A 25,266-nucleotide genomic window follows, 5' to 3' on the forward strand; every position below is an offset into this window, starting at 1 on the left:
CCTACTTGCAGGCTGCCGATACCGTGGAGCCATGACCAGCCTCCCCGGTGGCTCGTCCGGCGACTCGCCCGACGACGACCAGAACCCGTTCCGGGGCACCCCCTTCGAGCAGTTCTTCGCCGGCGGCGCCCCCGACCTCGGCGCGCTCTTCGGCCAGATCCAGAACCTCATGCAGCCCTACGACGGGCCGCTGAACTGGGACCTCGCCGTCGACACCGCGCGCAAGGTGGTCGCCAGCGGCAGCGACCCCTCCCCCGGCGGCAAGCAGAGCGACGCCGTGGCCGACGCCGTCCGCCTCGCCGACCACTGGCTCGACGAGGTGACGGAGTTTCCCTCCGCCGTCACCTCCACCGCTGCCTGGAGCCGCGCGGAATGGGTGGTGGCGACCTCGGAGTCGTGGCGCACCCTCGTCGAGCCGATCGCCGAGAGCTCGGTCGCCTCGATCGGCCAGGCGCTCCCGCAGGAGGCCGGGCAGATGGCAGGGCCGATCCTCGGCATCCTCGGCAAGGCGATCGGCGCCATGCTCGCCTCGCAGGTCGGCTCCGGCATCGGCACCCTGGCCTCCGAGGTGCTCAGCGCCACCGACGTCGGCCTGCCGCTCTCGCCCCCCGGCCGCGCCGCGCTGGTGTGGACCAACGTCACGGAGTTCGCCGAGGGTCTCGAGGAGGACGTCGACGACGTGCTGCTCTACCTCGCGCTGCGCGAGGCCGCCCACCAGCGGCTCTTCGCCCATGTGCCGTGGCTGAGCGAGCACCTGATCGGCGCGGTGACCGACTACGCCCGCGGCATCGAGGTCAACACCGCGAGCATCCAGCAGCGCGTCGAGGAGCAGATGCGCGGCATCGACCCGACCAACCTCGACCCCGAGGCGATGCAGGAGCTGCTCTCGGGCGGCATGTTCGACCTGCCCCGCTCCCCCGCCCAGGAGGCCGCGCTGCAGCGGCTGGAGGTCACCCTCGCCCTGGTCGAGGGCTGGGTCGACGAGGTGGTCGGCCAGGCCACCCACGAGCGGATGCCCGCCGCCGCGCGGTTGCAGGAGGCGATCCGTCGCCGCCGTGCCTCGGGCGGCCCCGCCGAGCAGACGTTCTCCTCGCTGGTCGGCCTCGAGCTGCGCCCGCGCCGGCTGCGCGACGCCTCCACCCTGTGGGGCTCGCTGCGCACCCGCCAGGGCACCGAGGCCCGCGACGGCGTGTGGATGCACCCCGACCTGCTGCCCACCGCGGCCGACCTCGACGACCCGCTCGGCTTCCGCGAGGGCGCGACCGCGCCGGAGACGATGAGCGACGAGGACTTCGACGCCGCCCTCCAGGACCTCCTCGACGGCGGCCCCGGGGGGACCGACGAGACCGACGAGACCGGCGGGCAGCGCGAGGAGTGAGCCTCCACGCCGACGCGCTCGCGGTCCTGCGGGCGTGGACCCCGCCGTCCCCTGACCAGGCCGCGCTGCGCGACCGGTACGTCGCGCACCTCGCCGCGCACCCCGACGGCCTGAGCCGCGGCTGCTTCCCCGACCACCTCACCGCCGGGACGCTCGTGCTGTCGGCGGACCTCGACCACGTGCTGCTCAACCTGCACCGCAAGGCCCGTCGGTGGTTCGCGTTCGGCGGCCACTGCGAGCCCGCAGACACCACGCTGGCCGGCGCGGCCACGCGCGAGGCGGTCGAGGAGTCGGGACTGGCCGACCTCGTCGTCGACCCCGTGCCGCTGCACCTCGACGAGCACGAGGTCGGCTTCTGCGACCCGCGCGGCACGGTGCACCACCTCGACGTCCGGTTCGGCGCGGTCGCGCCCGCAGATGCCGAGCACGCGGCCAGCGAGGAGTCGCTCGACGTCCGCTGGTGGCCGGTCGGTGCGCTGCCCGACGACCTCGAGGACGAGATGCACGAGCTCATCGGGCTCGCCCGCGCGCGCTTCGCCTCCGGTCAGCCCTCGGCCGGGCCGGCTCCCTCGACGTCGCTGCCGGGCGGCTCGTCGACACGGGCGGCGGCCGACCAGCCGAGCAGGTAGCCCTGCGCGCGCTCGGCCTTGGGGTAGTTCTCGACCCACGACCAGAAGCGCTGGTCGTGCCCGGGCTCCAGCAGGTGCGCGAGCTCGTGGACGATCACGTAGTCGACCACCCACTGCGGCATCCCCTGCAGGCGCGCGGAGAGCCGGATGGTGCGGTCACCCGGGGTGCACGAGCCCCAGCGGGAGCGCTGGTTGTCGACCCAGCGCACCGACCCCGGCGTCGCCAGGCCGCCGAGGTACTTGTCGTTGAGCTCGAGCGCCCGCGACAGCAGCTCGTCGTCGCTGGGACGCAGCCGGCGCTCCGACCGCTCGAGCCGGGCGACCATGGTGGTCACCCACTCGGCCTCCTCCTTGCGGCTGAGGCTCGCCGGGACCAGCACCACGATCCGCTCGCCGTCGCGGTACGCCGAGACGGTACGGCGACGCCGGCGCGAGCGGCGTACCTCCACCTGGGGCTGGGCGGCCTCGGTCATGCTGCCTCCCGGAGGGGGTTCGCCCACGCGAGCAACCGCTCGCGCGGCCACGTGTTGACGATGCGGTCGGGGTCGATGCCGGCGTCCTCGGCACGCTCGCAGCCGTAGTCGAGCATGTCGAGCTGGCCCGGCGCGTGGGCGTCGCTGTCGATCGAGAACAGGCAGCCGACGTCGCGGGCGAGCTCGAGCAGCCTGGTCGGCGGGTCGCGGCGCTCGGGGCGGCTGTTGATCTCCACGGCCGTGTCGTGCTCGACGCAGGCCTCGAACACCGTGCGGGCGTCGAACTCGCTGCCCGGCCGCACCCCGCGGTTGCCGGTGACCAGGCGGCCGGTGCAGTGGCCCAGCACGTTGGTGCGCGGGTTGGCGACGGCCGACCGCATCCGCCGGGTCATCGCCCCGGCGTCCATCTTCAGCTTGGAGTGCACGCTGGCGACCCGCAGGTCGAGCCGGTCGAGCAGCTCGTCGGTCTGGTCGAGCTCGCCGCCGTCGAGGATGTCGACCTCGATGCCCTTGAGCAGGGTGAAGCCGCTGCCGGCGAGGTGCTCGTTCACGGCGTCGACCACGCCGAGCTGGCGGGCCAGCCGCTCCGCGCTGAGGCCGTTGGCGACGCGCAGCCGCGGCGAGTGGTCGGTGAGCACGAGGTACTCGTGGCCGAGCTCGATCGCGGTGAAGGCCATCTCCTCCAGCGGCGACCCGCCGTCGGACCAGTCGGAGTGGGAGTGGAGGTCGCCGCGGATCAGGGCCCGCAGCTCGCGCCCACCGGCCGCCAGCGGCCCCGCGTGCTCGCGCTCGAGCCGGGCGAGACGCTCGGGGACCTCACCGCGGGCCGCCGCGGCGATCACCGCGGCCGACGACGCGCCGACGCCCGGCAGGTCGGCGAGCGTCCCGGCGGCAGCCCGCTCGGCGACCTCCTCGGGCGACAGGGGCAGGATCGCGGCGGCCGCCGCGCGGAACGCCTTGATCTTGTAGGTGTCCTCGCGGGCCCGCTCGAGCAGGAAGGCGATCCGGCGCAGCGCCGCGACGGGGCCGAGCGGGGTGCTCCCGCCTGCCATGCCGTCCGACACGCCGTCCGCCTCCAGATTTCTTCTCTCCACACCCTGTCGATTCCCATTGTGGCTGGTCAAGGGTCGGTTGCCGGGTTGCAGGTGCGATTCCTCCACAGCCGTGTCCCGCGTCCACCGCGTGTCCTCCACCGGCTACGGGCCCGTTCCACAGGTTTGTCCACAACCTTGTCCACAGGGTGCGGGCCCGCGGCGTTGACCCTGCTCCGACGCGCCTCCTAGGTTGGGCGCCAGATGAGGCCCCCGGCCGATCCACCCTCGCTCGCAAGGGGAAGGCAAGCGAGAGTGGACGCGACGGGGGCCTCTTCTGTGCCCGCACCGGTCCTGGCCCGCTCGGCGGCTCAGCGCCCCGTGAACCGCGGCGCCCGCCGCTCCCGCGCCGCGCGGATCCCCTCCTGGAGGTCCTCGGTGGCCAGGGTCAGCGGCTGCGCCAGCGCCTCCCACTGCAGTCCGCTCTCGTAGTCGGCGTGCCCGCCGCCGGCCAGGGCCAGCTTGGTGAGCCGGCTCGCGATCGGCGCGGTCGCCGCGATGTCCGCGGCCACCCCGAGCACCTCGTCGCGGAAGCCGTCGACGGGCAGCACCCGCGAGACCAGGCCGATCCGCAGGGCTTCCTCGGCGTCCACGACGCGTCCGGTGAGCAGCAGGTCGCGCGCGTGGGCCAGGCCCACGACGTCGGGGAGCAGGTAGGTGCCGGCCATCCCGGCGTGCATCCCGAGCTTGACGAACGGCGCGCCCAGCCGGGCCCCCGCGGCCGCGAACCTCAGGTCGCAGGCCAGCGCCAGACAGAGCCCGGCACCGATCGCGGGCCCGTTGACCGCGGCGATGGTGGGCACCTCGAGCCGCCGGATCGACAGCCAGGCGCGGTAGAACGGCAGCATCCGCTCCCGCAGCTCGTCCACGGTCGCGTCCGGTTCGCTCGCGATCCACGAGGTGTTGCCGCCCGAGCAGAACGCCGAGCCCTCACCGGTCACCACGACGGCCCGCACCGACCGGTCCGCGGCCACCTCGTCGACGGCCGCGACCCACGCGTCGGTCATCGCGTCCGACATCGCGTTGCGTTGGTCGGGGTTGTCGAGGACGAGCAGGACGACCCCGTCGGAGGGGCGTTCGAGGCGCAGGTGGGTCTCGGTCATGCCGCAGAGGTTACTGAGGGGTCACGGCCCCCCCGCAGGCGTCCGCTATCCGGTGATCCCCGCCGCGCGGTGCGCCTGATGCACGCTTGACCCCGCGTGTCGTAGGGTCGAGCACGGCTCCCGGGCGTGGCACCGCTACGGTCGGGGCTCCGGCGGGCTTCCCCCACGACCCCGTCGCGACGACCGAGACATCGAATATGCAAGGAGGCCGTCATGGCGGAGACCTGGAGCGGCGAGTTCTACTGCGTGAAGTGCAAGGAGAAGCGCGAGGCGGAGGGCGAGGTCCGGGTCAACGACAAGGGCACCCGGATGGCCAAGGCCGTCTGCCCGGTCTGCGGCACCAACCTCAACCGCATCCTCGGCAAGGCGTAGTCGACAGCCGCATCACAGCACCGACGGCGGTGCGGTCCTTCGGGACCGCTCCGCCGTCGCGCATTTCCCGGGCCTGTGGAGAGCGGGCGCCGCGGCCCTCCGGGCCGTGCCACGGTGGACCGCATGACCTGCCGCAGCCCCGCGCCCGAGCCCGCACCCAGCCGACCCGCCCTGCGCCCCGGGCTGCGCGTCGTACGCCGCGACGACCACCACCTGCAGGTCGGCGAGCACCCCGACCAGCGGCTGGTGCTGCCCGACACCCCCGAGGTGCGCGGCGTGCTCGCGGCGGTCGAGGGGGGTCGCCGGCCCCCTGACTCACGCTGGTACGCCGCGCTGCGCGACCACGGCCTCGTGGCCGACCGGGAGGAGCGCCAGGAGTCGCTCGCGCTGGGCCTGCCCCGGGCGGCCGTGCTCGCGGCGTACACCCGCGAGGAGCGCGCCGGAGCCCGGCTGGCGGCCCGTGCGGCGGCCCGGGTCGCCCTGGCCGCCACTCCCCCGTGGCGGTCGCCGGCGCTGCGCCTGCTCGCCGGCAGCGGGCTGCGGCTCGCGGAGGCGGGCGAGCGGCCGACGGTGGTGGTGCTGCTCGGCGACGCCGACGCCGGGCACCTCGACGACCTGCTCCGGCGCGAGGATCCCTACCTGCTCGTCGGCAGCGCCTCGGGCCGGATCACCGTCGGGCCGCTGGTGGCGCCCGGCCTGACGGCGTGCCACCGCTGCCTGCTGGTGCACCGCTGCGAGCGCGACCCCGGCCACGCCACGGTGCGGGCGCAGGCGGGGTCGGGCGCGGACGCCCTCGACCCGGCGCTCGTGCACCTGGCGCTGGCGTGGGCGGTGCGCGACGTCGTCGCGTTCGTCGAGGGCGACCTGCCCCGGCTGTGGTCCGCCACGGTCACCGTCGACCCGGGCCTGGTGCTCGAGCGCCAGGAGTGGCCGCGGCACCCGGGCTGCGGGTGCGCCTGGGGCGAGCGGCTGGCGGACGTCGGGTGAGCTTGCCCGGGTCACCACCACTCGCTGTCGAGCTTGCCCTCCATGGCGCGCAGGTGGGTGCGGGAGCACTCGTCGCAGTAGGTGCGGCGGCGCCCGTTCTCCACCGACGTCGACCAGGTCAGCCGGCGCGCGTCGTCCGGCTCCTGCCGGCCGCAGAAGTCACAGGTGGTCGACTGCTCCTCGGACACGCCGGCAGGTTACTCCGCCGACGACGCAAGAGCCGGGTACGACGGCCTCGGTGGCTCGTCGTACCCGGCTCTCGGGTTCACCCGCGATCAGGTCAAGGACCAGGGGTGGGGGACGCGGCGCTGCCGCGCCTGATCACAGGACGCGGGCGAGGGCCAGCCGCGCCTGCTGCGCGGCCTTCTCGGCCTTCCGGCTCAGGCGCTTGGCCTGGGCCAGCTGGTGGCCTCGTCGCATCTCTTGCGCCTCTCCCAGGCGCGCGCGCATTTGTGCGCGGGCCAGGTTCTCGTGCATGAGTTCCATCTTCTTGCTCCGCTTCAGGGTCGTGTTGTCCATGGTGGGTTTGTCGGTTCTTTCCAGGTAGGGCGGCGCTCAGACGCCGGCGAGGGAGTCCCGGGTCCGGCGCGCGGCCTGCTCGGCCTTGCGACTGACGCGGTGCGCACGGGCGAGCTGGTGCCCCAGCCGACGCTCGTGCGCGTCTCCCAGGCGGGCGCGGATCTGCGCGCGGGCCAGGTTCTCGTTCAAGGAGGTCATCTCGACGCCTTTGTCTCGATATCGGTCACGGGTTGGTGTGGTGCGGTGGTGCAGAGGGTGGTGCGGGTGCTGCTGATACATCGGGTGTTGAAGCGGACGTCGCCGTCGTTGCCGCTAGGCGGCGGCTTCGTCCTTGCGGGGCCGGCCACGGGGCCGCTTGCGCGGGATCACCACGCCTTGCAGGAACAGCTGGCCTCCCCAGACGCCCCACGGCTCGCGGCGCTCGAGGGCGCCGTCGAGGCAGAGCTCGCGGACCGGGCAGTCCACGCACAGCGCCTTGGCGAACTCCACGTCGGCGGGCGACTCGGCGAACCACAGCTCCGGGTCGTTGGCCCGGCAGGGCAGCAGCTCTTCCTCCACCTGACTGGCGGTGTCGTGCAGCTGGCCGAGGACCTGAGTCCCTTCAGTTCTGTCGAGAACGCTGGTGGTCATGCATCTCACCTCCTTCCTCTGACCTGATCGCTGGATGTGTCGATGTGGCTGGAAATACAAAACGGCCGCGGATCCCGGGTTTCGGGTTCCGCGGCCTGGAGGCTGCCGATGCTGTTGGGGTCAACAGGTCGGTGGTCTCCAGGCAGAGGTACCCGGGAAGGTGCCCTGGACGAGGGCGGCCACGAGGCGCTCGCGGGTGGCGAACGCACCGGTGGCGCAGACGTCCGCAGCACCGAAGGCGTAACCGGAAATGGGCATGCCGAGGCGCGACGGGGTCTGGGCCGTCGTGCGGGTCTTGATGCTGTTCATTGCGGTCACCTCCTCGATGACGTCGGGCGCCGACCGTGCCAGAGTCGTTGCGCTTCTCCTGTGGTTCGAAGCACGTTACTGGAGCGCTCGCGTCATGGGCAAACCATTTAGTGGCAGATTTCGGAAAAATTCCGGCAACATCCTGCCGTTGGCCTCTCGAGGCCCGATCTGGCCCCGCGGGCGGGGCGCAGCGGGCCGGCGACGGACCGTCAGCCGACCACGGCGAGCACCTCGTCGCCGTACCGCTCGAGCTTGGAGCGGCCGATCCCGTTGACGCGCAGCAGGGCCTCGGGGGTCTGCGGCTTGTGCTCGGCGATCAGCTGCAGGGTGGCGTCGGTGAACACCACGAACGCCGGCACCTTCTCCTGCTCGGCACGGTCGCGGCGCCAGGTGCGCAGGCGCTCGAAGAGCTCCTCGTCGTAGGAGGCGGGGCAGTCGTCGCAGCGCCCGGTCTTGCGCGCCCGGCCGGTGAGCGGCTTGCCGCACTCGCGGCAGGCGGCGACCCCGCGCGGCTTGGCGCGCGGGGGGGCGGCCGCCTCGCGGACCGCCTCGGGCAGCAGGGCGTCGAGGAACCGCGAGGGCTTGCGCGTCGCCCGCCCACCGGGGTTGCGGGCCTGCGCCCAGGAGATGGTGAGCTCGCGACGGGCGCGGGTGACGCCGACATAGAGGAGCCGCCTTTCCTCCTCGACCTCGGCGTCGCCCTGGGCGGCCGAGAAGGGCAGCGTGCCCTCCTGGGCGCCGACCACGAAGACGACGTCCCACTCGAGCCCCTTGGCGGCGTGGAGCGTGGCCAGGGTGACGCCGTCGGCGACGGGCGCGTGCTGCTCGGCGGCGCGGCGGTCGAGGTCGTCGACGAAGGAATTGAGGTCGGCGCCGGGATCGGTGCTGGCGAGCTCGGCCGCCTGGTCGACGAGAGCCTGGAGCGACTCCCACCGGTCACGCACCTGCCCGCGTGTGGCAGGCGCCTCGGGTGCCCAGCCCATGCCGGCCAGGGTGGCGCGCACGGTGTCGACCCAGTCGTCGTCGGACGCCTGCCCCCCGCGGGCCGTGCCGCGCAGGAGGGTGACCGCCTGGCGCACCTCGCCCCGGTCGAAGAACCGCGCCGCCCCGCGGACGACGTACGGCAGGCCGCGCGCGGCCAGGGCGTCCTCGTAGGCCTCGGACTGGGCGTTGATGCGGAAGAGGACGGCGACCTGCCCCGCGTGGGTGCCGGCGGCGACCAGCTCCGCCACCCGGGCCGCGACGCCCTCGGCCTCCGCGACCTCGTCGGGGTAGGGCCGGAAGGTGACCTCCGCGCCCGCGGGCGCCTGGGCGCGCAGCTCGACACCACGGCTGGAGCTGCGGGCGAGCAGGGTGTTCGCCGTGGCCACGACCTGGGGCGTGGAGCGGTAGTTGCGCACGAGCTCGACCGAGGTGGTGCCGGGGAAGCGGGTCGGGAAGCTGCGCAGGAAGCTCGCGTCGGCTCCGGCGAAGGAGTAGATGGTCTGCGCGGGGTCGCCGACGACGCAGAGCTCGTCGCGCCCGCCGAGCCACAGGTCGAGCAGCGCCGACTGGAGCGGGGAGACGTCCTGGAACTCGTCGACGACGAAGCGCTTGTACTGCCGGCGCACCTGGGCGGCGACCCGCTCGTCGTCGGCGAGCAGCCCGGCGGCGAAGAGCAGGACGTCCTCCATGTCCATCCGGCCCTGGCTGCGCTTGACGTCCTCGTAGGAGGAGAACACGCGCGCGACCGTGGAGGCGTCGAGGTCGGCGACGGCGCGGCCACGGGCCGGCGCGAGGCGCGCGTAGTCGTCGGGGTGCACGTTGCTGACCTTGGCCCACTCGACCTCGGAGGCGAGGTCGCGCAGCAGCGCCTGGTTGGCGTCGACGCGCACCTTGCGCGTGGCGAGGGCGAGCATCGCGAGCTTGGACTCGGTCAGGGTCGGCAGGTCGTTGCCGGTGGCCGCCGGCCAGAAGTAGCGCAGCTGGCGCAGCGCGGCCGAGTGGAAGGTCCGGGCCTGCACCCCGGGCGCCCCCAGCGCACGCAGCCGTCCGCGCATCTCCCCCGCGGCCCGGGTGGTGAAGGTCACCGCGAGCACCTCGGTGGGCTGGTAGACGCCGGTGGCCACGCCGTACGCGATCCGGTGGGTGATCGCGCGGGTCTTGCCGGTGCCGGCCCCGGCCAGCACCCGCACCGGGCCGCGCAGCGCCTCGGCGACGCGTCGCTGCTCCGGGTCGAGGGCCGCGAGGAGCTCGTCGGGGGTGGGCATCGAGGAACAAGCACCGCCGTGATGTCGTTGGACCGGAGACGCCCCGATCAGGGCGCGTTTTCACCCTAGACCGACGAGGGGACACTGCCCGCAATGACCTTCACGATGTACACGACCCCGTGGTGCGGCTACTGCCACCGGCTGAAGTCCCAGCTGGACCGCGAGGGCATCGCCTTCGAGATCGTCGACATCGAGCAGCAGCCCGACGCAGCCGCGATCGTGGAGTCCGCGAACAACGGCAACCAGACCGTGCCGACCCTGGTCTACGTCGACGGCACCGCGCAGACCAACCCCTCGGTGGCCCAGGTCCGCGCCAAGCTCGACGAGCTCGCCTCCGCCTCCTGAATCGTGCGCTGACCCGCCGTTGACTAACGGCGGGTCGGCTATCGGACAGGTGACCCGCCGTTAGTCAACGGCGGGTCAGCGTCACCAGGACCCGGGGAGGGGCCCGCCGTACCAGTGCTCGACGAGGGAGCGGGAGATCGAGACGCCGCCCGGGAGCACGAGGGTGCCGGCCTCGGCCTCGGCCTGCATCTCGGCGCGGGTGAACCAGCGGGCATCCTCGATCTCGTGGTCGTCGACGCTGATCTCGGTGGTCTCGGCGCGGCCGACGAAGCCCAGCATCAGGCTCGCGGGGAGCGGCCAGGGCTGGTTGCCGAAGTACTCGACCTCGCCCACCCGGACGCCGACCTCCTCGGCGACCTCCCGGCGTACGGCGTCCTCGAGCGTCTCGCCCGGCTCGCAGAACCCGGCGAGTGTGGAGTAGCGCCCGGGCGGCCAGGTCGACTGGCGGCCGAGCAGGCAGCGCTCGTCGTCGGCGCCGGGCTCCCCCGCGGTGACGACCATGATCACGGCGGGGTCGGTGCGCGGGAACTGCGAGCGCCCGCACGAGCCGCAGACCAGCTCGTGGCCGGCGGCGCGTGCTGCGAGGTCGCCGGCGCAGCGCGGGCAAAAGCGGGTGGCGTGGTGCCACTCGGCCAGGCCGATCGCGTGGAACAGCAGGGGCGCTTCCGCGCCCCCGGTCTGCGCGAGGTGAGGGAGCGCGGCGCGCAGGCCGAGCCACTCCTCCTTCTCCCCCGGGGCGCGGTCCGGCGGCACGATCACCGCGAACCAGGTGCGGCCGTCGTGCTCGCCCAGGAGCACCCGCAACCCCTCGGGGGCGTCAGCCGGCGCGACCCAGTCGGGCCGCCCGTCGACCGGGCGCAGGCGGGTGCCCGCGACCACCAGCACCCGGGTGCCGGCATCGGCCCACCGCTCGTCGAGCCACGCCTCGTCGTGGCGGCGCTCGCCGATCCGGTCGTGCGGGTTCGCCGCCAGCTCGAGGTGCGGAAATGTCACGGCTGCAGGCTAGTCCCGGCGTGGGCGGGGGCTCCCCTAGGCTGCGGACCATGAGCACCCACATCGGCGCCCAGCCGGGTGACGTCGCGCCCGTCGTCCTGATGCCCGGCGACCCCCTGCGGGCCAAGTGGATCGCCGAGACCTTCCTGGACGACCCGCACTGCTACAGCGTGGTGCGCGGGATGTACGGCTACACCGGCACCTGGCGCGGCGAACGGGTGTCGATCCAGGGGTCCGGGATGGGGCAGCCCTCGGCCTCGATCTACCTGCACGAGCTCTTCAGCGAGTACGACGTCGACACCGTGATCCGGGTCGGGTCGTGCGGCGGGCTGTCCGAGAAGCTGAAGCTGCGCGACCTCGTGCTCGCCTCGGGCGCCTGCACCGACTCCTCGATGAACCGGATCCGCTTCGACGGCTGGGACTACGCGCCGGTGGCGGACTTCGGCCTGCTCAGCGCGGCGTACGACGCGTCGGTGCGGGTCGCCGAGGAGGCCCGCGAGACGGGGCAGGAGCCCGGCGTGCACGTCGGGCTGCTCTTCAGCAGCGACAGCTTCTACCACCCCAAGCCCGAGGTGACCGCGCGGATGGTCGAGCACGGGGTGCTCGCGGTCGAGATGGAGGCCAGCGCCTTCTACACGCTGGCGGCGCGGTTCGGACGCCGGGCGCTGACGATCTGCACGGTCGCCGACCACGTCGTCACCGGCGAGGAGACGACGGCGGAGGAGCGGCAGCAGACGTTCTCGCACATGGTCGAGATCGCGCTGCGGGCCGGGCTCAGCCAGCCGTAGGGCCGTCTCCCACCTTCTTCCGGAAGTCCGTGCCGCGGCTGTCGATCCAGGCCGCCAGCAGGTCGGTGTCGACGTCGAGCTGACCCGGCAGCGACATCGACTCGACGCCCAGGAAGCCCTTGTTGACGCGGGCGAGGCCGGCCTTCACCGCCCCGTGCCCACGGGTCCAGTCGGCGAACCAGGTCGGGTCGACCACGATCGTGACCAGGTGGGTGCCCCGCGAGCTGAAGACGAACGCCCCGCGGACCGCCGACCACGGCACCGACCACCCCTGCGTCGGCGACAGCACCTCCCGCGAGGTGATCACCGCACCCGCGCCACCGCGGAGCGCCTGGCGTCCGAGCGCCACGGCGCCTGCGCCGAAGAGCAGCAGGCAGGCCCATGCCATCACCAGGTCGAAGCCCGTGGAGGACAGGGCGAGGGCCGCGCCGATGGCGGCGAAGACCAGGCACACCCCCGTCAACAGCGCGAGCCGGACGCGCTTGAAGCCGATCTCCACGCGGTCGTGCTGCAGGAGCTGGTCGTCCCAGGCCCGGAAGCGGGCCATCACCTCGGTCTCGTCCATGCCCTCCCCCTCCGGGCCGCCGTGACCCTCAGCCGGAGGATCCCCCCGTGCCCCCGGCGACAAACGCGGCGAGCCCGTCACGGTCGGGCAGGCCCTCGGGCTCGACGACCTCGCCGGTGCGGACGTAGTAGAAGACCGCGCGCACCCGCTCGAGCGGGACGCCCGTCAGCTCGGCCCAGGCGACGCGGTAGACCGCGAGCTGCAGCGAGTCGGCGGTGGCGGAGCGGTTGGTCTTCCAGTCGACCAGCAGGTAGCCCGGCTCGCCGTCGACCGGATCGGCGTAGACGGCGTCGATCCGGCCGCGGACGACCTGGCCGTCGAGCACGAGGGCGAACGGCGCCTCGACGGCGTGCGGCACCCGGTCGGCGAAGGGCCCGGCCTCGAACCGCTTGATCAGCTCGTGCAGCTCGGACTCGTCGTCGATGCCGGAGTCGGCGCGGCCGGGCAGGTCGTCGGGGTCGAGCAGGGGCTGCTGGCCGAACCGGGCCTCGACCCAGGCGTGGAAGCGGGTGCCGAAGCGGGCCGCGGACGAGGGCGGGCGCGGCATCGGCCGGGCGAGGTCGCGGGCGAACGCCTCGGGGTCGTCGCGCAGCCGGGCGAGCGCGGTGGCGGAGAGGCTCGACGGCAGGGCGATGTCGCGCTCCGCCGCGCGGTCGTGGCGGGCCTCGACCAGCAGCCGGTCGAGCTCGGTGTCCCAGTCGGCGACCCGCGCCGCCTCGATCATGTCGAGACCGGAGTCGGGGGCCGCCGGGTCGGCCTCGCGCACCCGGCGGGCGGCCTCGAGCCGCAGTGCGGCCTCGAGGCCCTGCTCGGTCGCGGGCCAGGGACGCGACTGGTCGACGCCGGCGTACGGGTGGGGGTCGCCCTTGGCCGGCTTGTCGAGCCAGCCGGTCACCGGCTCGCCCCACGCGAGGAGCTGGTCGCGCACCACGACCTGGTAGGCCGAGGGACCGAACGGCGTCGCACGCGGGCTCCAGAGGTAGGAGGTCACCGACAGCCGGTGGGCGGCGCGGGTGAACGCGACGTACCCCAGGCGCAGCTCCTCCTCGGCGTCGTGGTCGCGGGTGGCCTGGCGGTAGGCGTCGAGCGCGGCCTTGTCGTAGCCCGCCAGCTGCGGCAGGTCGCCGGCGTCTCCGCGCAGCGGCGCGGGCAGCACGCACGGCGAGGAGGTCCACAGGGTGCGCGAGCGGTTCGAGGGGAACCGGGTCTCGCACACGCCGACGAGGAAGACGGCGTCCCACTCGAGGCCCTTGGAACGGTGCACGGTCAGCAGCTTCACCGAGTCGGCCTCGCTCGGGGTGGCGACGTCGAGGCCGTTGCCCTGGTCGTCCTCGGCGGTCAGGTAGGCCAGCAGGGCCGGCAGCGAGACGTCGCCGTCGACCGCCTGGAAGTCCGCGACCGCCTTGACGAACAGGTCGAGGTTGTCGCGCCGCGCCGAGGCCGCCGGGCTCACCGCCGAGGCGAGCTCGACGTCGGTGCCGGTGGTGTCGATGATCCGGCGTACGACGTCGAGCAGGGGCTCGCCGGCGTGCCCGCGCAGCATCCGCAGCTCCGCGGCGAGCAGCGCGAACCGCTCCAGGGCCTCGGGTGAGTACGGCGCGTCCCCCGGGTCGGCGAGCGCGTCGTCGAGCGAGGGGATCTCGGCCGGGTCGATGCCGTCGGCGATGGCCAGCAGGTGGTCGGTGACCGACGCCGGTGTCGCACCGCGCCCGCGCTGCCCGGCGAGCTCGGAGGCCCGGCTGCTGAGCAGCTTGAGGTCGCGCGGGCCGATCGCCCAGCGTGGGCCGTTGAGGAGCGTCAGCAGCGCGGAGTTGGCCGTGACGTCGTGGAGCAGCCGCAGGACCGCCACGATCTCGGCGACCTCGGGCAGGCGCAGCAGGCCGGAGAGGCCGACGATCTCGACGGGAATGCCGGCGCCGGTGAGCGCGTCGAAGACGTCGGCGGCGTGCGCGTTGTCGCGGGTCAGCACGCCGATCGCCGCCCACGAGTCGTCGTGGGCCTCACGCACGGCGTCGGACAGCCAGGCCAGCTCGTCGGCCTGCCGCTCGAAGACCCGGGTCGTCACCTCGCCGGGGTCGGCGCCCGGCTTGGCCTCGAGCGGCTCGACCTGACCGTGCGCAGCGAGCAGCGGCTCGGCGAGGCGGTTGGCGACCTCGAGGATGCGCGCGTCGGAGCGGCGGTTGACGGTCAGCGGCAGCACCGGCACCTCGCCGGAGGCGGCCGGGAAGGTGTCGGCGAAGTTGAGGATGTTGGACACCGAGGCCCCGCGCCAGCCGTAGATCGCCTGGTTGGGGTCGCCCACGGCGGTGACCGCGTGGCCCCCGCCGAAGAGCCGCGAGAGCATCACGGCCTGGGCGACCGAGGTGTCCTGGTACTCGTCCAGCAGCACGACCTTGAACCGCGACCGCTCGAGGGCCCCGACGTCGGGCTGCTCGCTGGCCAGCCGGGCGCCGAGCTCGATCTGGTCGCTGAAGTCCATCAGCCCGAGGTCGCGCTTGAGCCGCCGGTAGGCCTCGACGAGCTCGAGCAGCTCGGCGCGACGGTCGATCGCGGAGATCGCCTTCTCGACCGGCTCGCGGTAGGTCTTGCGGTCCTTGCCGGCGACCTCCTCCTCGAGCGCACGCTGGAACCCGCGGCGCGCCTCGGCATCGAGGGCCCGCACGTCGTCGGGGCCGACGAGGTGCTCGCTCATCGCGGAGTCGAGCGCGAGGAGGTTCTGGATCGCGGTCTCGGGGTGGTCGGTGAGGTGGTGGACCTCGCCGGTGAACCGGTCGACCGCGCGGGCGCCGAGCTGGTAGCGGGCGGCGTCGGTGATCACCCGGGTGTCGGGCTCGTGCCCGATCCGCAGGCCGTGGTCGGTGAGCAGCGCGGCGGCGTAGGCGTTGTAGGTCGCCACGGTGGGCTCGAGGACGTCGTCGGCGTCGTCGTCGCCCCCGGCGCCGTCTCCCCGGGGGTCGGCCGGCCCGGGTTCGTCGAGGGCGCCGGCCTCGCGCAGCGCCCCGAGGATCCGCGAGCGCAGCTCGCTGGCGGCCTTGGTGGTGAAGGTCAGGCCGAGCACCTCGTCGGGTCGGACCTGGCCGGTGACGACGAGGTAGACGACGCGCGCGGCCATCAGCGTGGTCTTGCCCGAGCCCGCGCCGGCGATGACGACCGAGGGCGACAGCGGCGCCGAGATCGCGGCCCACTGCTGCTGCGAGGGCACGTACGGCGTGCGCATCACCCGGGCGAGCTCCTCGGGCGAGCCGATCGGTCGCGGCGTCACCGGGCGGTCACCGCCCCGGCGCTCTTGATCGGGCACAGCGGCACGAAGTCGCAGTCGCGGCAGTGCTCGCCGGCGACCGCCGGGAAGGTCTCCTCGCGCAGCAGCCGGGCCGAGCGGGCCAGCTTGGTGCGCAGCTCGCGCCGGGCCGGGCTGTCGTCCGGCATGGCCGGCTGGGGCTGCACGGTGGCGCCCGGCTTGCCGTCCTCGAGACCGAGCTGCACGAGCTCGGCTCCCCCGGCCTCGGCCTCGCGGCCGGCGAGCTCGTCGACGGCGCCCGCGTCGACGGCGTACTGGTAGAGGCCGAGCTGGAGGTCGCCCCTGACCGACGTTCCGCTCGGGGCCGAGCGGCCGCTCTTGAGGTCGACCACGACCACCCGCCCCTCGGCGTCGAGCTCGATGCGATCGGCGTAGCCGGTCAGCCTGACCTGCTCGCCGCCCTCGAGGTCGACGACCGTGGTGAACGGCGCCTCGGTCGCCAGCAGCTCCCGCGGGTTGGCGTGGTGCCAGGCGAGGAACTTGCCGATCGCGGCGCGCACCCGCTCGTGCTCGCGCTGCTGGGACCAGGGCGTGCGGAACTCGAGGCGGTCCCAGACCTCGTCGACGTGGGCCATCAGCACGTCGGTGTCGTCGGGCCCGGCGACGATCTCGCCGGCAGCGACGCGTTGGGCGAGAGCGTGCAGGAGCTCGCCGAGGTTGGCCGACTGGTGCGCGCGGGCGATGCCGCCGGCCTCGCGGGAGAGGAACCAGTGGGTGGGGCAGACGTCCATCAGCTTGAGCACGCTGGCCGAGACCGGCACCGGCTGGTCGGGCGGGCGCACCGGCGCGGGCGAGCGGGTGGCGGCGCGGGTGCCCCACCAGGTGCCCGGGTCGGCGGCCGGCACCAGCAGGCGGTGGCCGACGGTCTCGCTGGCCAGCCGGGCCAGCCGGCGAGCCGCGGCCGCGCGCAGCGGCTCGCTGGTCTCGGGGTCGGCGAGCGTGCGCCGCAGCTCGCTGACCAGCCCGGACATCGACAGCGGACGCGGCGGGCGCCCGACGACGTGGTCGACGGTGACGCCGAGCTCCTCGAGGAACCGGGAGGGCTGCTCGCCCTCGTCGTCGGGCGACCTCACCGCGGTGACCACGAGGCGCTGCCGGGCCCGCGTGCAGGCGACGTAGAAGAGCCGGCGCTCCTCGAGCAGCAGCTCGCGGGTGGTCACCGGCGGCACGACCTCGCCGGCGCCGATCCGGTCGGCCTGCAGCAGGGTCGAGCGGCGACGCAGGTCGGGCCAGCCCTGCTGCTGCACGTGGGCGACGACGACGAGCCGCCACTCGAGGCCCTTCGAGCGGTGCGCGGTCAGCAGGCGTACGGCGGCCCCGCGGGCCCCGCGCTCGGCGAGGGTGTCGGCGGGGATCTGCTGCGCGACCAGCGTGGAGAGGAACGCCCGCACGCCGACGTGGTCGCGCTGCTCCTCGGCCCGGGCGGCCACCTCGAAGAGCGCGCAGATCGCGTCGAGGTCGCGGTGGGCGCGGCGCGCGGAGCCGCCGCCGTGCTCCACCGAGCGCCGGAGCCGCTCGGGCCAGCGGGTGCCGGACCACAGCGTCCAGAGCACCTCCTCGCTGGTGGCGCCGTCGTCGAGCTGGGCGCGGGCGTCGCGCAGCAGGATGGTGAGGGCGCGGGCGCGCTCGGCCTCGGGCCCCGCGAGCCCCTCGAGGAACCCGTCGGCGACGACCGCGCGGCGCACGAGCTCGCGGGAGGGAAGCGGCGGGCGCACCTCGGTCGCGGCGACGGCCTTCTCGCGCGTGCGCAGCGCGCGACCGAGACGGCGCAGGTCGCCCGCGTCGAGCCCCCCGAGCGGGCTCAGCAGCAGCGCCTCCGCCCGCCCGGCGTCGATGTGGTCGACGTGCTCGACGTCGTCGTTGTCGAGGTTGACCACGGCCCGCAGCGCGTCGAGCAGGGGCAGCACGGCCGGGTCACGCACCAGCGGCAGCTCGTCGCTCGCCACTTCGACCGGGACCCCCGCCGCGCCCAGCGAGCGGCGCAGCGGCGGGATCGACGAGCGCCCCGACCGCACCAGCACGGCCATCTGGTCCCACGGCACGCCGTCCTCGAGGTGGGCCCGCCGGAGCAGGTCGGCGAGGTGCTCGGCCTCGGCCCGCTCGGTGTCGAAGGTGCGGACGACGACCCGGCCGTCGCCGAGGTCGCCCGCGTCGGCGGCGGGCTCGAGGAACGCCGCGCGTGCCTCGGGCGGGATCGAGCCCGGCAGGGCCAGCCGGTGGGCGACGCGCTGCGAGGCGACCAGCAGGCGCGGGCCGAAGCGGCGCGTCGTACGCAGGGCCACCACGTCGGCGGGCGACCCGTCGAGCCGCGGGAACGCGGCCGGGAAGTCGAGGATGCCGCGCACGTCGGCACCCCGGAAGCCGTAGATGGACTGGTGGGGGTCGCCCACGACGACCAGGTCGCGACCGTCGCCGGCGATCGCCCGTAGCAGGGCGACCTGGCCGGGGTCGGTGTCCTGGTACTCGTCGACGAACACGTGGCGGTAGCGCGCCCGCAGCTCGTCACGGTGGGCCTCGGCCTCGATCGTCGCCCGGCGGATCAGGTCGGCGTAGTCGGTGGCGCCCTGGTGGTCGAGGTTCGTCAGGTACTGGTCGAGGAACAGGCCGGCCGCCACCAGCTCGGGCAGCCCCTCGGCCTCACCGAGGGCGCGCAGCTCGGTGCCGTCGAGGCCCTTCTCGCGGGCCCGGGAGAGGACGGCGTGCACCTCGCGCGCGAAGCCGCGGGTGCCGAGCGCGCGGGCCAGGGAGTCGGGCCAGGCGACCGACTCGGGGTGGTCGGAGAGCAGCTCGCGCAGCACGACGTCCTGCTCGGGGGCCGACAGCAGCCGCAGGGGCGCCTCGTAGAGCTCCGCGGGCGAGTAGTGCCGGATCAGCGCGTAGGCGAAGGAGTGGAACGTCGAGCTGACGGGGGTGCTCATCGTGCGGCCCACCCGGGCGGTGACGCGGTCACGCAGCTGCTCGGCCGCCTTGCGGGAGAAGGTCAGGGCGAGCACGCGGTCAGGGGCGGTGCCGCGGCGCTCGATGCGGTCGGCGATCGCCTCGACGAGCGTCGTGGTCTTGCCGGTGCCGGGGCCCGCGAGCACCAGCAGCGGGCCGCCCTCGTGGTCGACCACGCGCTGCTGGTCGGCGTCGAGCGGGGGCGCCTCGGGGGCGACGCCCGGGGCGAGGAGACGGTAGCCGGCGGCCGGGGTGGGGGCCGCTGCCGTCGCCGTCGGGGTCATGCCTGCCATTCGATCATCTGGTGCCGACAGTAGGTTGAACGACATGACCGAGGGGCCGCTGTCCGACCTGATCGTCCTCGACCTGACCCGCGCGCTCGCGGGGCCGCACGCCGCGATGATGCTCGGCGACCTGGGAGCGCGGGTGATCAAGGTCGAGTCACCCGCCGGCGACGACACCCGGGGGTGGGGGCCGCCGTTCGTGGGGCCCGAGGACGCGCAGGAGTCGACGTACTTCCTCTCGGCGAACCGCAACAAGGAGTCGCTGGTCCTCGACCTCAAGACCGACGACGACCGCGAGGTGCTGGCGCGGCTGGTCGAGCGGGCCGACGTGCTGATGGAGAACTTCCGCACCGGGGTGCTCGACCGGCTCGGCTTCCCGGTCGAGCGGCTGCACGAGCTCAACCCCGGGCTGGTGGTGCTGTCGATCACCGGCTTCGGGCACGACGGGCCGGAGGCGTCGCGGTCGGGCTACGACCAGATCGCTCAGGGCGAGGGCGGTCTGATGTCGATCACCGGGGTCGAGGGGCCGACCAAGGTGGGCGTGCCGATCGCGGACCTCGTGGCCGGGATGAACGGGGCGTACGGCGTGCTGGCGGCGCTGCACGAGCGCTCGCGCACCGGCCGGGGCCGCGTCGTGCGCACCTCGCTGCTCGCGGGCATGGTCGGCGTGCACGCCTTCCAGGGCACCCGGTGGACCGTGGCCGGCGAGGTGCCGGGCCTGGCGGGCGACCACCACCCGGCGATCGCGCCCTACGGCCTGTTCGAGACCGGGACCGCGCCGATCCAGATCGCGTGCGGCTCGGAGAACCTCTGGAGGGCCCTGTGCGCGGCGCTCGGGTGGGACCCGGCCGAGGAGCGGTTCGCGAGCAACAAGCAGCGGGTGGCGAACCGCGACGAGCTGATCGCGGCGCTGGAGGCGAGGTTCGCGGACGGCCCGGCGGAGCACTGGCTGGCGGCGCTGGCCGAGGCGGGCGTGCCATCGGGCAAGGTGCGCACGCTCGACGACGTGTACGGCTGGGAGCAGGTGAAGTCGCAGGGGCTGCTGCTCGACGTCGACCACCCGACGCTGGGAGCGATCACGCTGCCGGGCTCACCGATCCGGTTCGAGGACCAGCCCTTCTCGGGCGGCCGGTCGCAGCACGTCGCGCCGCCGACCCTGGGCCAGCACGACCGCGAGATCCGGGACTGGCTGGACCTTTGACCCTCGTTTGGGAATCCCGCCCCGTGGCAACCTGAGGGCAGGAGGCGATCCACCATGACCAGCAGCACACCCGTCACCGACACCACTCCGCACCGCGCCGTCGTCGTCCTGTCCCGGGCGCTCGACCAGGCCGGCGACGTCCTCGAGGCGGTCCACCCCGACGACCTCGGGCGGCCCACGCCGTGCGAGGACTGGGACGTCGCACACCTCGTGGCCCACCTCCTCGCCGACCCGGTCAACATGCTCGCCATGGGCCGGGGCGAGGACGTCGACTGGTCGGCCGAGCCGCCGCTGGTCGAGGAGGGCTGGGCGCAGGAGTTCCGCAACCGCGCCGACGACCTGATCCACCACTGGCACCAGGTCGACGACGAGCACGCGGGCGCGGCCGACTTCAACACCGCGGAATTCGCCACGCACACGTGGGACCTCGCCCGGGCCGTGGGCTACGAGGGTGACCTCGACCCCGAGGTGGCCGAGCGCGGGCTGGCGTTCATGACCGCCACGATGAAGCCCGAGATGCGCGGCGAGGCGTTCGCTCCCGAGCGCGAGGCACCCGCGGACGCCGATCCCTACGCACGCCTGGCCGCCTTTGCCGGGCGCGAGGTCAGCTGACGGAGTCGCTGGGCGTCAGGGAGTGGTGCGGCGCAGGCCGCTGGGGGTGAGCTTGCGGCAGCGCTCCGCAGGCACGAGGTCGGCGTGGAAGCCGAGCGTCTCGAGGTCGTACCACTGCACGGTGACCCAGACCTCGTCGTCCAGACGGCACCAGCCCAGGACGCTCCCGGCCCGCCAGGTCGCCTCCCGCTCGTCGGACTCGGTGAAGTAGACGGTCACCGGCTCACCGGTCGACCAGCCCTGCCCCCGCGTCCTGCTCATGACGCCAGCGTTCCACCTCGCCGACGGCAGTGACAGGTGCTTGAGGCGACCTGTACGGAACCGGGAACATCGGCTGACCGACCTCCCGGCGGGGCTTGACACTCGAGCCCGGTGCGGACCGCGTGCGGGCGGTTACCCGAGGTCGACGATCGCGGCGACCGGGCCGCCGCCGTCGGGGCCCTGGTGGGCCGCGGAGACGGAGACGAACGCCGCCGGGTCGCCGGTGACCGAGGCGGTGACCCCGCCGACACATGCCTTGATCTGGCGGTGCCAGTGGACGTCGGAGTCGTCGAGCATCGCGTTGCGACGGCCGCGGACCTGGCCGTCCTGGGAGGCCTCGCACTTGAGGAAGACGTTGACCAGGCGGCCGTCGAGGTCGGTGGGGTGAGGGCGGTCGGGGAGGTCGAGCCCGGCGGAGCGGATCGCGTCCCAGATGCCGTCGGCGTCGAGGGCGTCCTTCATCACGCCGTGGCCGATCCGGTAGCGACCGCCGACACCGGGCGCGTTGCCGACCACGACCACCTGCGCCTGGTCGAGCTCGACGCCGGAGGAGCAGGACGCCACCGAGGAGTAGAGCGAACGGTCGTGCATGACGTCCTCGTCGCCGGGCATCTCGATCTCGCCGAGCGCGACCGCGACGCCGAGCGCCGTACACCCGTTGGAGAGGTCCATGGACTCGTGGGTGTGCTCGGTCCACACCGTCTTGCCGCGCGCCTTGGCATCGCGGATGGTGTGGATGGTCAGCAGCGGCGTCTTGGTCTGCACGTAGTGCACGTCGGCCGGGTCGGTGATCCCGGCGCGCTCCATCGCCACCCGCACCGCGTCGGCGACCTTGGTGATCATCGCGGCGCGCCCGATGTCCTCCGGCAGGAGCCGCTCGCTCATCGCGAAGCCCACGGTCAGCCGCGGCTCGTCGGTCTTCTCCACCTGGTCGTCGGGCACGGTCGCGAAGATCGTCGCGTGCGGGCTGAGCACGCCGTCGGTGCCACCGGACCACACGATCGGCACCTCCCTGACCTGCTCGGCCGGGGCGCCCTTCGCGACGAGCACCTCGCGGAAGGCGCGGTCGGCGATGATCCGCGTGTAGTCGTTGACCCCGCCGTTGCCCTCGGTCTTGCCGATGACCGCGATCACCCGCGAGGCCTCCATGACCCCGTCGTCGATCAGCTTCGCGAGCTCCGAGGCGTCGGCGACGGAGTGGATCGGGACCTTGCGGACCTCGATGGCGGAGGGCATGACGGGTTCCTTCCTGTTGCTGACGGTGGTCAGTCGGGTACGACGACGGTGCCGGCGTCGCCGCGGACGCCGTCGGGGATGTGCTCGAGGTCGGTGATCACGGCGCGGGTGCCGCCGCGCTCGACGAAGCGGCACGCGGCCTCGACCTTCGGGCCCATCGAGCCGCTGGCGAAGTGGCCCTCGGCGGCGAGCTCGCGCAGCCGCGAGACGGCGACGGTGCCGAGCGGCTCGGCGTCGGGCGCGCCGTACCGCAGGACGGCGTGGGCGACGTCGGTCACCACGACGAGCACGTCGGCCCCCACGGTGTGCGCGAGGACAGCCGCCGTGAGGTCCTTGTCGATGACCGCCGGGACGCCGCGCAGGGTGCCGTCGCTCTCGCGGACGACGGGGATGCCACCGCCGCCGGCGGCCACCACGACGTACCCGGCGTCGACGAGCACCTGCACCGCGGCCGCGTCGACGACCTCGAGCGGCTCGGGCGAGGCGACGACCCGGCGCCAGCCCTTCTCGCCGCGGTCCTCCCACGTCTCGCCGTGCTCGACCAGCACCTCGACCTCGTCGGCGGGCAGGAACCGGCCGACGGGCTTGGTGGGGTGGGCGAACCCGTCGTCGTCGGACGCGACGAGCGTGCGCGTGACCACGGTCGCCGTACGACGCTCGAGGCCGCGGGTGGCGAGGGCTGCCTCGAGAGCGTTCATCAGCGTGAAGCCGATCGTGGCCTGGGTCTGGGCGCCGCACCAGTCGAGCGGCACGGGCGGCACGACGGCCGCGGCCAGCTCGTTCTTGACCAGCAGGTTGCCGACCTGGGGGCCGTTGCCGTGGGTGAGCACGACGTCGACGTCGTCGTGCAGGAGCCCGGCCACCGCGGCCATCGCGACCGCGGCCGCGGCCTGCTGGTCCTCGACCCGGGCCCGGCCGTCGGCGTTCGTCATGGCGTTGCCACCGAGCGCGAGCAGGACCCTCATGCGCCGAACCTAGTGACCCGGCGGGCACCCGACGACAGCAACAGCGGCCAACACGCCGGCCGGGGGCTGGCAGGACTTGCCAATCACCGCGGCGTCACCGTGGTGGGCGGGGGACCTTGGACCCGTGTCGCCGGGGCGGGCCCGACCGTAGCGTCGGTGCCACCCTCACCCTCCAGGAGCGACGATGCAGACCGAGATCCTCTACGGCCCCGCCTACGCGGCCGCCAAGCTGACCCTTGCCGCCGACGAGACCGTACGTGCCGAGGCCGGCTCGATGCTCGCCATGAGCGCGGGGGTCTCGATCGAGACCTCGTCGCAGGGCGGCGTGATGAAGGGACTGCGCCGGGCGGTGCTCGGCGGCGAGTCGTTCTTCATGAACACCTTCACCTCCGGAGCGGACGGCGAGGAGCTCTTCCTCGCCCCGCCGCTGCCCGGCGACCTGGTGTCGTGGCCGGTCGAGAACACCTCGCTCTACGTCCAGTCGGGGTCGTTCGTGGCCTGCTCCGGCGGCATCGAGATCGACACCAAGTGGGGCGGCGCCAAGACGTTCTTCTCGCGCGAGGGACTCTTCGTGCTGCACGTCACCGGCACCGGCGGCCTCGTGCTCTCCAGCTACGGCGCGATCCACGGCATCGACCTCCAGCCCGGCCAGCGGCTCACCGTCGACACGGGCCACCTGGTGGCGTGGACCGAGGGCGTCGGCTACGAGGTCCGCAAGGTGGGCGGCTGGAAGTCGACCATGCTCTCGGGCGAGGGGCTCGTGTGCGACCTGACCGGGCCCGGTCGGATCTACGTGCAGACCCGCAGCCAGGACGCCTTCCTGGGCTGGCTGATCCCCCAGCTGCCGCAGCCCTCGTCGAGCAGCTGAACCGCCTCAGCGACCGCCGGCGACGCGCAGCGTCGTCCCGGTGACGTACGACGCCGCGTCGCCCATCAGCCAGGCGACGGCCTCCGCGACCTCGGCGGGCCGGCCGGCGCGGCCGAGCGGCACGAGCGGCCCGACCCGGTCGACGCGGCCCGGCTCGCCGGCGTCGGCGTGGATCCGGGTCTCGACGATGCCGGGCGCCACCCCGACCACGCGCACGCCGTCGGCAGCGACCTCCTGGGCGAGGCCGAGCGTCAGCGCGTCGACGCCGGCCTTGGCCGCGGCGTACTGCACGTACTCCCCCGGCGAGCCCAGGGTCGCCGCTCCCGAGCTGATGTTGACCAGGACGCCGCCGGCGCCGCCCCGCGAGCGCGCCATCGTGCGCACAGCTGCCCGGGCGACCAGCAGGGCGCCGGTGAGGTTGAGCCGCACGGTCTCCTCGACGACGTCGACGGGGGTGTCGGCCAGCGGGCCGACGTGGAGCGTGGCACCGGCGTTGTTGACCACCCCCGTCACCCGGCCGACCTCGGCGGCCCGGGCGAAGAGCTGGTCGACACCGTCGGGGCGGCTGACGTCGGCGCGGACCACGTGGCACCCGGCGCCGGCGTCCCCGACCGCCAGTCGGCACTCCTCGGCCGCCCCGGCGTCCTGCCGGAACCCGAGCACGAGGTCGTGCCCCTCCGCGGCCAGCCGCAGCGCCACCGCCGCGCCGATACCGCGGGTGCCGCCCGTGACCAGGGTCAGCGGGCGGGTCACGCCTCCGACCGGGCCTTCAGCCCGGCGGCCTCCATGGCCAGGTAGCGCTCGGTCAGCCCCTTGCTGAGCCGGCCGACGAGCCCGCCGAAGAGACCCTCCTGGTCGAGGCGCGCCGTGGCGCGGGCGCCGTCACCGCTGGGCTCGACGAGGTGGGTGCCGGTGGTGCGCAGGCCCGGCGCCCCGGAGACCCACGTGAACGACCGGCCCTCGTCGTACTCCGTGACCGACCAGACGGCGACCGGCAGCTTCGGCTGGCGCACCCGGGCCCGCGCGCCGACACGCAGCGGGCCGTCGAGCAGCTCGACCGACGTGATGGAGTCGGTCCACTCGTGCCAGCGCTCGACGTCGGAGTAGATCTCCCACACCCGCGCCGGTGTCGCCCCTATCTCGATCGCGTGCTCGAACCTCATGCCGGAAGCG

At 74.0% G+C, this 25,266-nt stretch carries 27 protein-coding genes; 9 read left to right on the forward strand and 18 right to left on the reverse strand.

Features of this window, described 5'->3' with window-relative positions; translation table 11 throughout:
* The first annotated feature begins 31 nt into the window (after window positions 1–31).
* Both ACFPGP_RS16675 and ACFPGP_RS16680 read left to right on the forward strand, forming a co-directional pair.
* A complete protein-coding gene (locus ACFPGP_RS16675) occupies window positions 32–1,378 on the forward strand; it encodes a zinc-dependent metalloprotease (RefSeq protein ID WP_378591888.1) in 1,347 nt (448 codons plus the stop codon).
* Window positions 1,375–2,007 carry an NUDIX hydrolase gene (locus ACFPGP_RS16680; RefSeq protein WP_378591889.1) on the forward strand — a complete coding sequence of 211 codons (633 nt, stop codon included), beginning with the start codon at window positions 1,375–1,377 and terminating at the stop codon, window positions 2,005–2,007. The genes ACFPGP_RS16675 and ACFPGP_RS16680 overlap by 4 nt, the downstream gene beginning before the upstream one ends.
* On the opposite strand, the gene ACFPGP_RS16685 is transcribed toward ACFPGP_RS16680, so the two are convergent.
* The 3 genes from ACFPGP_RS16685 to ACFPGP_RS16695 form a co-directional block, all read right to left on the reverse strand.
* Entirely contained in the window at window positions 1,923–2,480 is a 558-nt protein-coding gene (locus ACFPGP_RS16685) for a M48 metallopeptidase family protein (protein ID WP_378591890.1), read from the reverse strand. The genes ACFPGP_RS16680 and ACFPGP_RS16685 overlap by 85 nt on opposite strands.
* Window positions 2,477–3,544: a PHP domain-containing protein gene (locus ACFPGP_RS16690; RefSeq protein ID WP_378591891.1), complete on the reverse strand. Its 1,068-nt coding sequence runs from the start codon at window positions 3,542–3,544 to the stop codon at window positions 2,477–2,479. The genes ACFPGP_RS16685 and ACFPGP_RS16690 overlap by 4 nt, the downstream gene beginning before the upstream one ends.
* Window positions 3,545–3,882: 338 nt before the next feature.
* Complete coding sequence (locus ACFPGP_RS16695; RefSeq protein ID WP_378591892.1) at window positions 3,883–4,674, reverse strand: enoyl-CoA hydratase/isomerase family protein; 792 nt, start codon at window positions 4,672–4,674, stop codon at window positions 3,883–3,885.
* Window positions 4,675–4,887: 213 nt separating this feature from the next.
* Here ACFPGP_RS16695 and ACFPGP_RS16700 point away from each other — a divergent pair, with 213 nt between their 5' ends.
* Window positions 4,888–5,046 carry a DUF5679 domain-containing protein gene (locus ACFPGP_RS16700; protein ID WP_089503918.1) on the forward strand — a complete coding sequence of 53 codons (159 nt, stop codon included), beginning with the start codon at window positions 4,888–4,890 and terminating at the stop codon, window positions 5,044–5,046.
* Between the two features lie 123 nt (window positions 5,047–5,169).
* Window positions 5,170–6,033: a hypothetical protein gene (locus tag ACFPGP_RS16705; RefSeq protein WP_378591894.1), complete on the forward strand. Its 864-nt coding sequence runs from the start codon at window positions 5,170–5,172 to the stop codon at window positions 6,031–6,033.
* Window positions 6,034–6,044: 11 nt separating this feature from the next.
* On the opposite strand, the gene ACFPGP_RS16710 is transcribed toward ACFPGP_RS16705, so the two are convergent.
* The 6 genes from ACFPGP_RS16710 to ACFPGP_RS16735 all read right to left on the reverse strand — a co-directional run bounded on the left by ACFPGP_RS16710 (window position 6,045) and on the right by ACFPGP_RS16735 (window position 9,740).
* Window positions 6,045–6,221 (reverse strand): hypothetical protein, encoded by a 177-nt coding sequence (locus ACFPGP_RS16710; protein ID WP_378591896.1) that lies wholly within the window; start codon window positions 6,219–6,221, stop codon window positions 6,045–6,047.
* Window positions 6,222–6,354: 133 nt separating this feature from the next.
* Window positions 6,355–6,552 carry a hypothetical protein gene (locus ACFPGP_RS16715; protein ID WP_378591897.1) on the reverse strand — a complete coding sequence of 66 codons (198 nt, stop codon included), beginning with the start codon at window positions 6,550–6,552 and terminating at the stop codon, window positions 6,355–6,357.
* Between the two features lie 36 nt (window positions 6,553–6,588).
* Window positions 6,589–6,750: a hypothetical protein gene (locus tag ACFPGP_RS16720; RefSeq protein ID WP_378591900.1), complete on the reverse strand. Its 162-nt coding sequence runs from the start codon at window positions 6,748–6,750 to the stop codon at window positions 6,589–6,591.
* 114 nt (window positions 6,751–6,864) lie between these two features.
* On the reverse strand, window positions 6,865–7,182 hold the full coding sequence (locus ACFPGP_RS16725; RefSeq protein WP_378591901.1) for a WhiB family transcriptional regulator: 318 nt from the start codon (window positions 7,180–7,182) through the stop codon (window positions 6,865–6,867).
* Window positions 7,183–7,302: 120 nt separating this feature from the next.
* Window positions 7,303–7,491 (reverse strand): hypothetical protein, encoded by a 189-nt coding sequence (locus tag ACFPGP_RS16730; RefSeq protein ID WP_378591903.1) that lies wholly within the window; start codon window positions 7,489–7,491, stop codon window positions 7,303–7,305.
* Window positions 7,492–7,700: 209 nt separating this feature from the next.
* Complete coding sequence (locus ACFPGP_RS16735) at window positions 7,701–9,740, reverse strand: ATP-dependent helicase (RefSeq protein WP_378591904.1); 2,040 nt, start codon at window positions 9,738–9,740, stop codon at window positions 7,701–7,703.
* A gap of 93 nt (window positions 9,741–9,833) precedes the next feature.
* Here ACFPGP_RS16735 and ACFPGP_RS16740 point away from each other — a divergent pair, with 93 nt between their 5' ends.
* Complete coding sequence (locus ACFPGP_RS16740) at window positions 9,834–10,085, forward strand: mycoredoxin (RefSeq protein WP_378591905.1); 252 nt, start codon at window positions 9,834–9,836, stop codon at window positions 10,083–10,085.
* An 81-nt stretch (window positions 10,086–10,166) separates the two neighbouring features.
* On the opposite strand, the gene nudC is transcribed toward ACFPGP_RS16740, so the two are convergent.
* Entirely contained in the window at window positions 10,167–11,078 is a 912-nt protein-coding gene (nudC, locus tag ACFPGP_RS16745) for an NAD(+) diphosphatase (protein WP_378591906.1), read from the reverse strand.
* A 50-nt stretch (window positions 11,079–11,128) separates the two neighbouring features.
* Between nudC and deoD the strand changes: the two genes are divergently transcribed.
* A complete protein-coding gene (deoD, locus tag ACFPGP_RS16750) occupies window positions 11,129–11,866 on the forward strand; it encodes a purine-nucleoside phosphorylase (RefSeq protein ID WP_378591908.1) in 738 nt (245 codons plus the stop codon).
* On the opposite strand, the gene ACFPGP_RS16755 is transcribed toward deoD, so the two are convergent.
* From ACFPGP_RS16755 to ACFPGP_RS16765, 3 genes are read right to left on the reverse strand one after another with little or no spacing between them, the layout of a single operon-like run.
* On the reverse strand, window positions 11,853–12,431 hold the full coding sequence (locus tag ACFPGP_RS16755; RefSeq protein WP_378591909.1) for an STM3941 family protein: 579 nt from the start codon (window positions 12,429–12,431) through the stop codon (window positions 11,853–11,855). The genes deoD and ACFPGP_RS16755 overlap by 14 nt on opposite strands.
* Window positions 12,432–12,459: 28 nt before the next feature.
* The gene (locus tag ACFPGP_RS16760; protein WP_378591910.1) at window positions 12,460–15,693 is read right to left on the reverse strand and encodes an ATP-dependent helicase; all 3,234 of its coding nucleotides are present in this window, start codon (window positions 15,691–15,693) and stop codon (window positions 12,460–12,462) included.
* Entirely contained in the window at window positions 15,690–18,950 is a 3,261-nt protein-coding gene (locus ACFPGP_RS16765) for an ATP-dependent helicase (RefSeq protein WP_378591912.1), read from the reverse strand. Before ACFPGP_RS16765 ends, ACFPGP_RS16760 begins: the two co-directional genes overlap by 4 nt.
* A 43-nt stretch (window positions 18,951–18,993) precedes the next feature.
* On the opposite strand from ACFPGP_RS16765, the gene ACFPGP_RS16770 reads away from it, so the two are divergent.
* Window positions 18,994–20,151 (forward strand): CaiB/BaiF CoA transferase family protein, encoded by a 1,158-nt coding sequence (locus ACFPGP_RS16770; protein WP_378591913.1) that lies wholly within the window; start codon window positions 18,994–18,996, stop codon window positions 20,149–20,151.
* A 54-nt stretch (window positions 20,152–20,205) separates the two neighbouring features.
* Window positions 20,206–20,763, forward strand: coding sequence for a TIGR03086 family metal-binding protein (locus tag ACFPGP_RS16775; protein WP_378591914.1), 558 nt, complete (start codon window positions 20,206–20,208; stop codon window positions 20,761–20,763).
* A gap of 15 nt (window positions 20,764–20,778) precedes the next feature.
* Here the strand turns inward: ACFPGP_RS16775 and ACFPGP_RS16780 are convergent, their stop codons facing one another.
* The 3 genes from ACFPGP_RS16780 to ACFPGP_RS16790 all read right to left on the reverse strand — a co-directional run bounded on the left by ACFPGP_RS16780 (window position 20,779) and on the right by ACFPGP_RS16790 (window position 23,225).
* Window positions 20,779–21,024, reverse strand: coding sequence for a hypothetical protein (locus ACFPGP_RS16780; RefSeq protein WP_378591915.1), 246 nt, complete (start codon window positions 21,022–21,024; stop codon window positions 20,779–20,781).
* Window positions 21,025–21,156: 132 nt separating this feature from the next.
* Complete coding sequence (gene bar / locus ACFPGP_RS16785) at window positions 21,157–22,260, reverse strand: barbiturase (RefSeq protein ID WP_378591916.1); 1,104 nt, start codon at window positions 22,258–22,260, stop codon at window positions 21,157–21,159.
* A gap of 29 nt (window positions 22,261–22,289) precedes the next feature.
* The gene (locus tag ACFPGP_RS16790) at window positions 22,290–23,225 is read right to left on the reverse strand and encodes a carbamate kinase (RefSeq protein WP_378591917.1); all 936 of its coding nucleotides are present in this window, start codon (window positions 23,223–23,225) and stop codon (window positions 22,290–22,292) included.
* Window positions 23,226–23,409: 184 nt separating this feature from the next.
* On the opposite strand from ACFPGP_RS16790, the gene ACFPGP_RS16795 reads away from it, so the two are divergent.
* Window positions 23,410–24,093, forward strand: coding sequence for a TIGR00266 family protein (locus ACFPGP_RS16795; RefSeq protein ID WP_378591919.1), 684 nt, complete (start codon window positions 23,410–23,412; stop codon window positions 24,091–24,093).
* A gap of 6 nt (window positions 24,094–24,099) precedes the next feature.
* On the opposite strand, the gene ACFPGP_RS16800 is transcribed toward ACFPGP_RS16795, so the two are convergent.
* Together ACFPGP_RS16800 and ACFPGP_RS16805 are read right to left on the reverse strand one after the other, a co-directional pair.
* Window positions 24,100–24,846: an SDR family oxidoreductase gene (locus ACFPGP_RS16800; protein ID WP_378591920.1), complete on the reverse strand. Its 747-nt coding sequence runs from the start codon at window positions 24,844–24,846 to the stop codon at window positions 24,100–24,102.
* The gene (locus ACFPGP_RS16805) at window positions 24,843–25,256 is read right to left on the reverse strand and encodes an SRPBCC family protein (RefSeq protein WP_378591921.1); all 414 of its coding nucleotides are present in this window, start codon (window positions 25,254–25,256) and stop codon (window positions 24,843–24,845) included. Before ACFPGP_RS16805 ends, ACFPGP_RS16800 begins: the two co-directional genes overlap by 4 nt.
* Between the last annotated feature and the right edge of the window lie 10 nt (window positions 25,257–25,266).

Origin of the sequence: Nocardioides taihuensis (assembly GCF_042657275.1) — a bacterium.
Classification (GTDB): domain Bacteria; phylum Actinomycetota; class Actinomycetes; order Propionibacteriales; family Nocardioidaceae; genus Nocardioides; species Nocardioides taihuensis.

Excerpts from the sequence above, each read along its gene's own strand:
- ACFPGP_RS16720 (WP_378591900.1), bottom strand. The coding sequence starts at position 6,750 with ATGACCTCCTTGAACGAGAACCTGGCCCGCGCGCAGATCCGCGCCCGC.
- ACFPGP_RS16775 (WP_378591914.1), top strand. The coding sequence starts at position 20,206 with ATGACCAGCAGCACACCCGTCACCGACACCACTCCGCACCGCGCCGTC.
- ACFPGP_RS16735 (WP_378591904.1), bottom strand. The coding sequence starts at position 9,740 with ATGCCCACCCCCGACGAGCTCCTCGCGGCCCTCGACCCGGAGCAGCGA.
- ACFPGP_RS16755 (WP_378591909.1), bottom strand. The coding sequence starts at position 12,431 with ATGGACGAGACCGAGGTGATGGCCCGCTTCCGGGCCTGGGACGACCAG.
- ACFPGP_RS16770 (WP_378591913.1), top strand. The coding sequence starts at position 18,994 with ATGACCGAGGGGCCGCTGTCCGACCTGATCGTCCTCGACCTGACCCGC.
- ACFPGP_RS16715 (WP_378591897.1), bottom strand. The coding sequence starts at position 6,552 with ATGGACAACACGACCCTGAAGCGGAGCAAGAAGATGGAACTCATGCAC.
- ACFPGP_RS16765 (WP_378591912.1), bottom strand. The coding sequence starts at position 18,950 with ATGACCCCGACGGCGACGGCAGCGGCCCCCACCCCGGCCGCCGGCTAC.
- deoD (WP_378591908.1), top strand. The coding sequence starts at position 11,129 with ATGAGCACCCACATCGGCGCCCAGCCGGGTGACGTCGCGCCCGTCGTC.
- ACFPGP_RS16675 (WP_378591888.1), top strand. The coding sequence starts at position 32 with ATGACCAGCCTCCCCGGTGGCTCGTCCGGCGACTCGCCCGACGACGAC.
- ACFPGP_RS16740 (WP_378591905.1), top strand. The coding sequence starts at position 9,834 with ATGACCTTCACGATGTACACGACCCCGTGGTGCGGCTACTGCCACCGG.
- ACFPGP_RS16805 (WP_378591921.1), bottom strand. The coding sequence starts at position 25,256 with ATGAGGTTCGAGCACGCGATCGAGATAGGGGCGACACCGGCGCGGGTG.
- ACFPGP_RS16780 (WP_378591915.1), bottom strand. The coding sequence starts at position 21,024 with ATGAGCAGGACGCGGGGGCAGGGCTGGTCGACCGGTGAGCCGGTGACC.
- ACFPGP_RS16685 (WP_378591890.1), bottom strand. The coding sequence starts at position 2,480 with ATGACCGAGGCCGCCCAGCCCCAGGTGGAGGTACGCCGCTCGCGCCGG.
- ACFPGP_RS16700 (WP_089503918.1), top strand. The coding sequence starts at position 4,888 with ATGGCGGAGACCTGGAGCGGCGAGTTCTACTGCGTGAAGTGCAAGGAG.
- ACFPGP_RS16695 (WP_378591892.1), bottom strand. The coding sequence starts at position 4,674 with ATGACCGAGACCCACCTGCGCCTCGAACGCCCCTCCGACGGGGTCGTC.
- ACFPGP_RS16730 (WP_378591903.1), bottom strand. The coding sequence starts at position 7,491 with ATGAACAGCATCAAGACCCGCACGACGGCCCAGACCCCGTCGCGCCTC.
- ACFPGP_RS16795 (WP_378591919.1), top strand. The coding sequence starts at position 23,410 with ATGCAGACCGAGATCCTCTACGGCCCCGCCTACGCGGCCGCCAAGCTG.
- ACFPGP_RS16790 (WP_378591917.1), bottom strand. The coding sequence starts at position 23,225 with ATGAGGGTCCTGCTCGCGCTCGGTGGCAACGCCATGACGAACGCCGAC.
- ACFPGP_RS16705 (WP_378591894.1), top strand. The coding sequence starts at position 5,170 with ATGACCTGCCGCAGCCCCGCGCCCGAGCCCGCACCCAGCCGACCCGCC.
- ACFPGP_RS16725 (WP_378591901.1), bottom strand. The coding sequence starts at position 7,182 with ATGACCACCAGCGTTCTCGACAGAACTGAAGGGACTCAGGTCCTCGGC.
- bar (WP_378591916.1), bottom strand. The coding sequence starts at position 22,260 with ATGCCCTCCGCCATCGAGGTCCGCAAGGTCCCGATCCACTCCGTCGCC.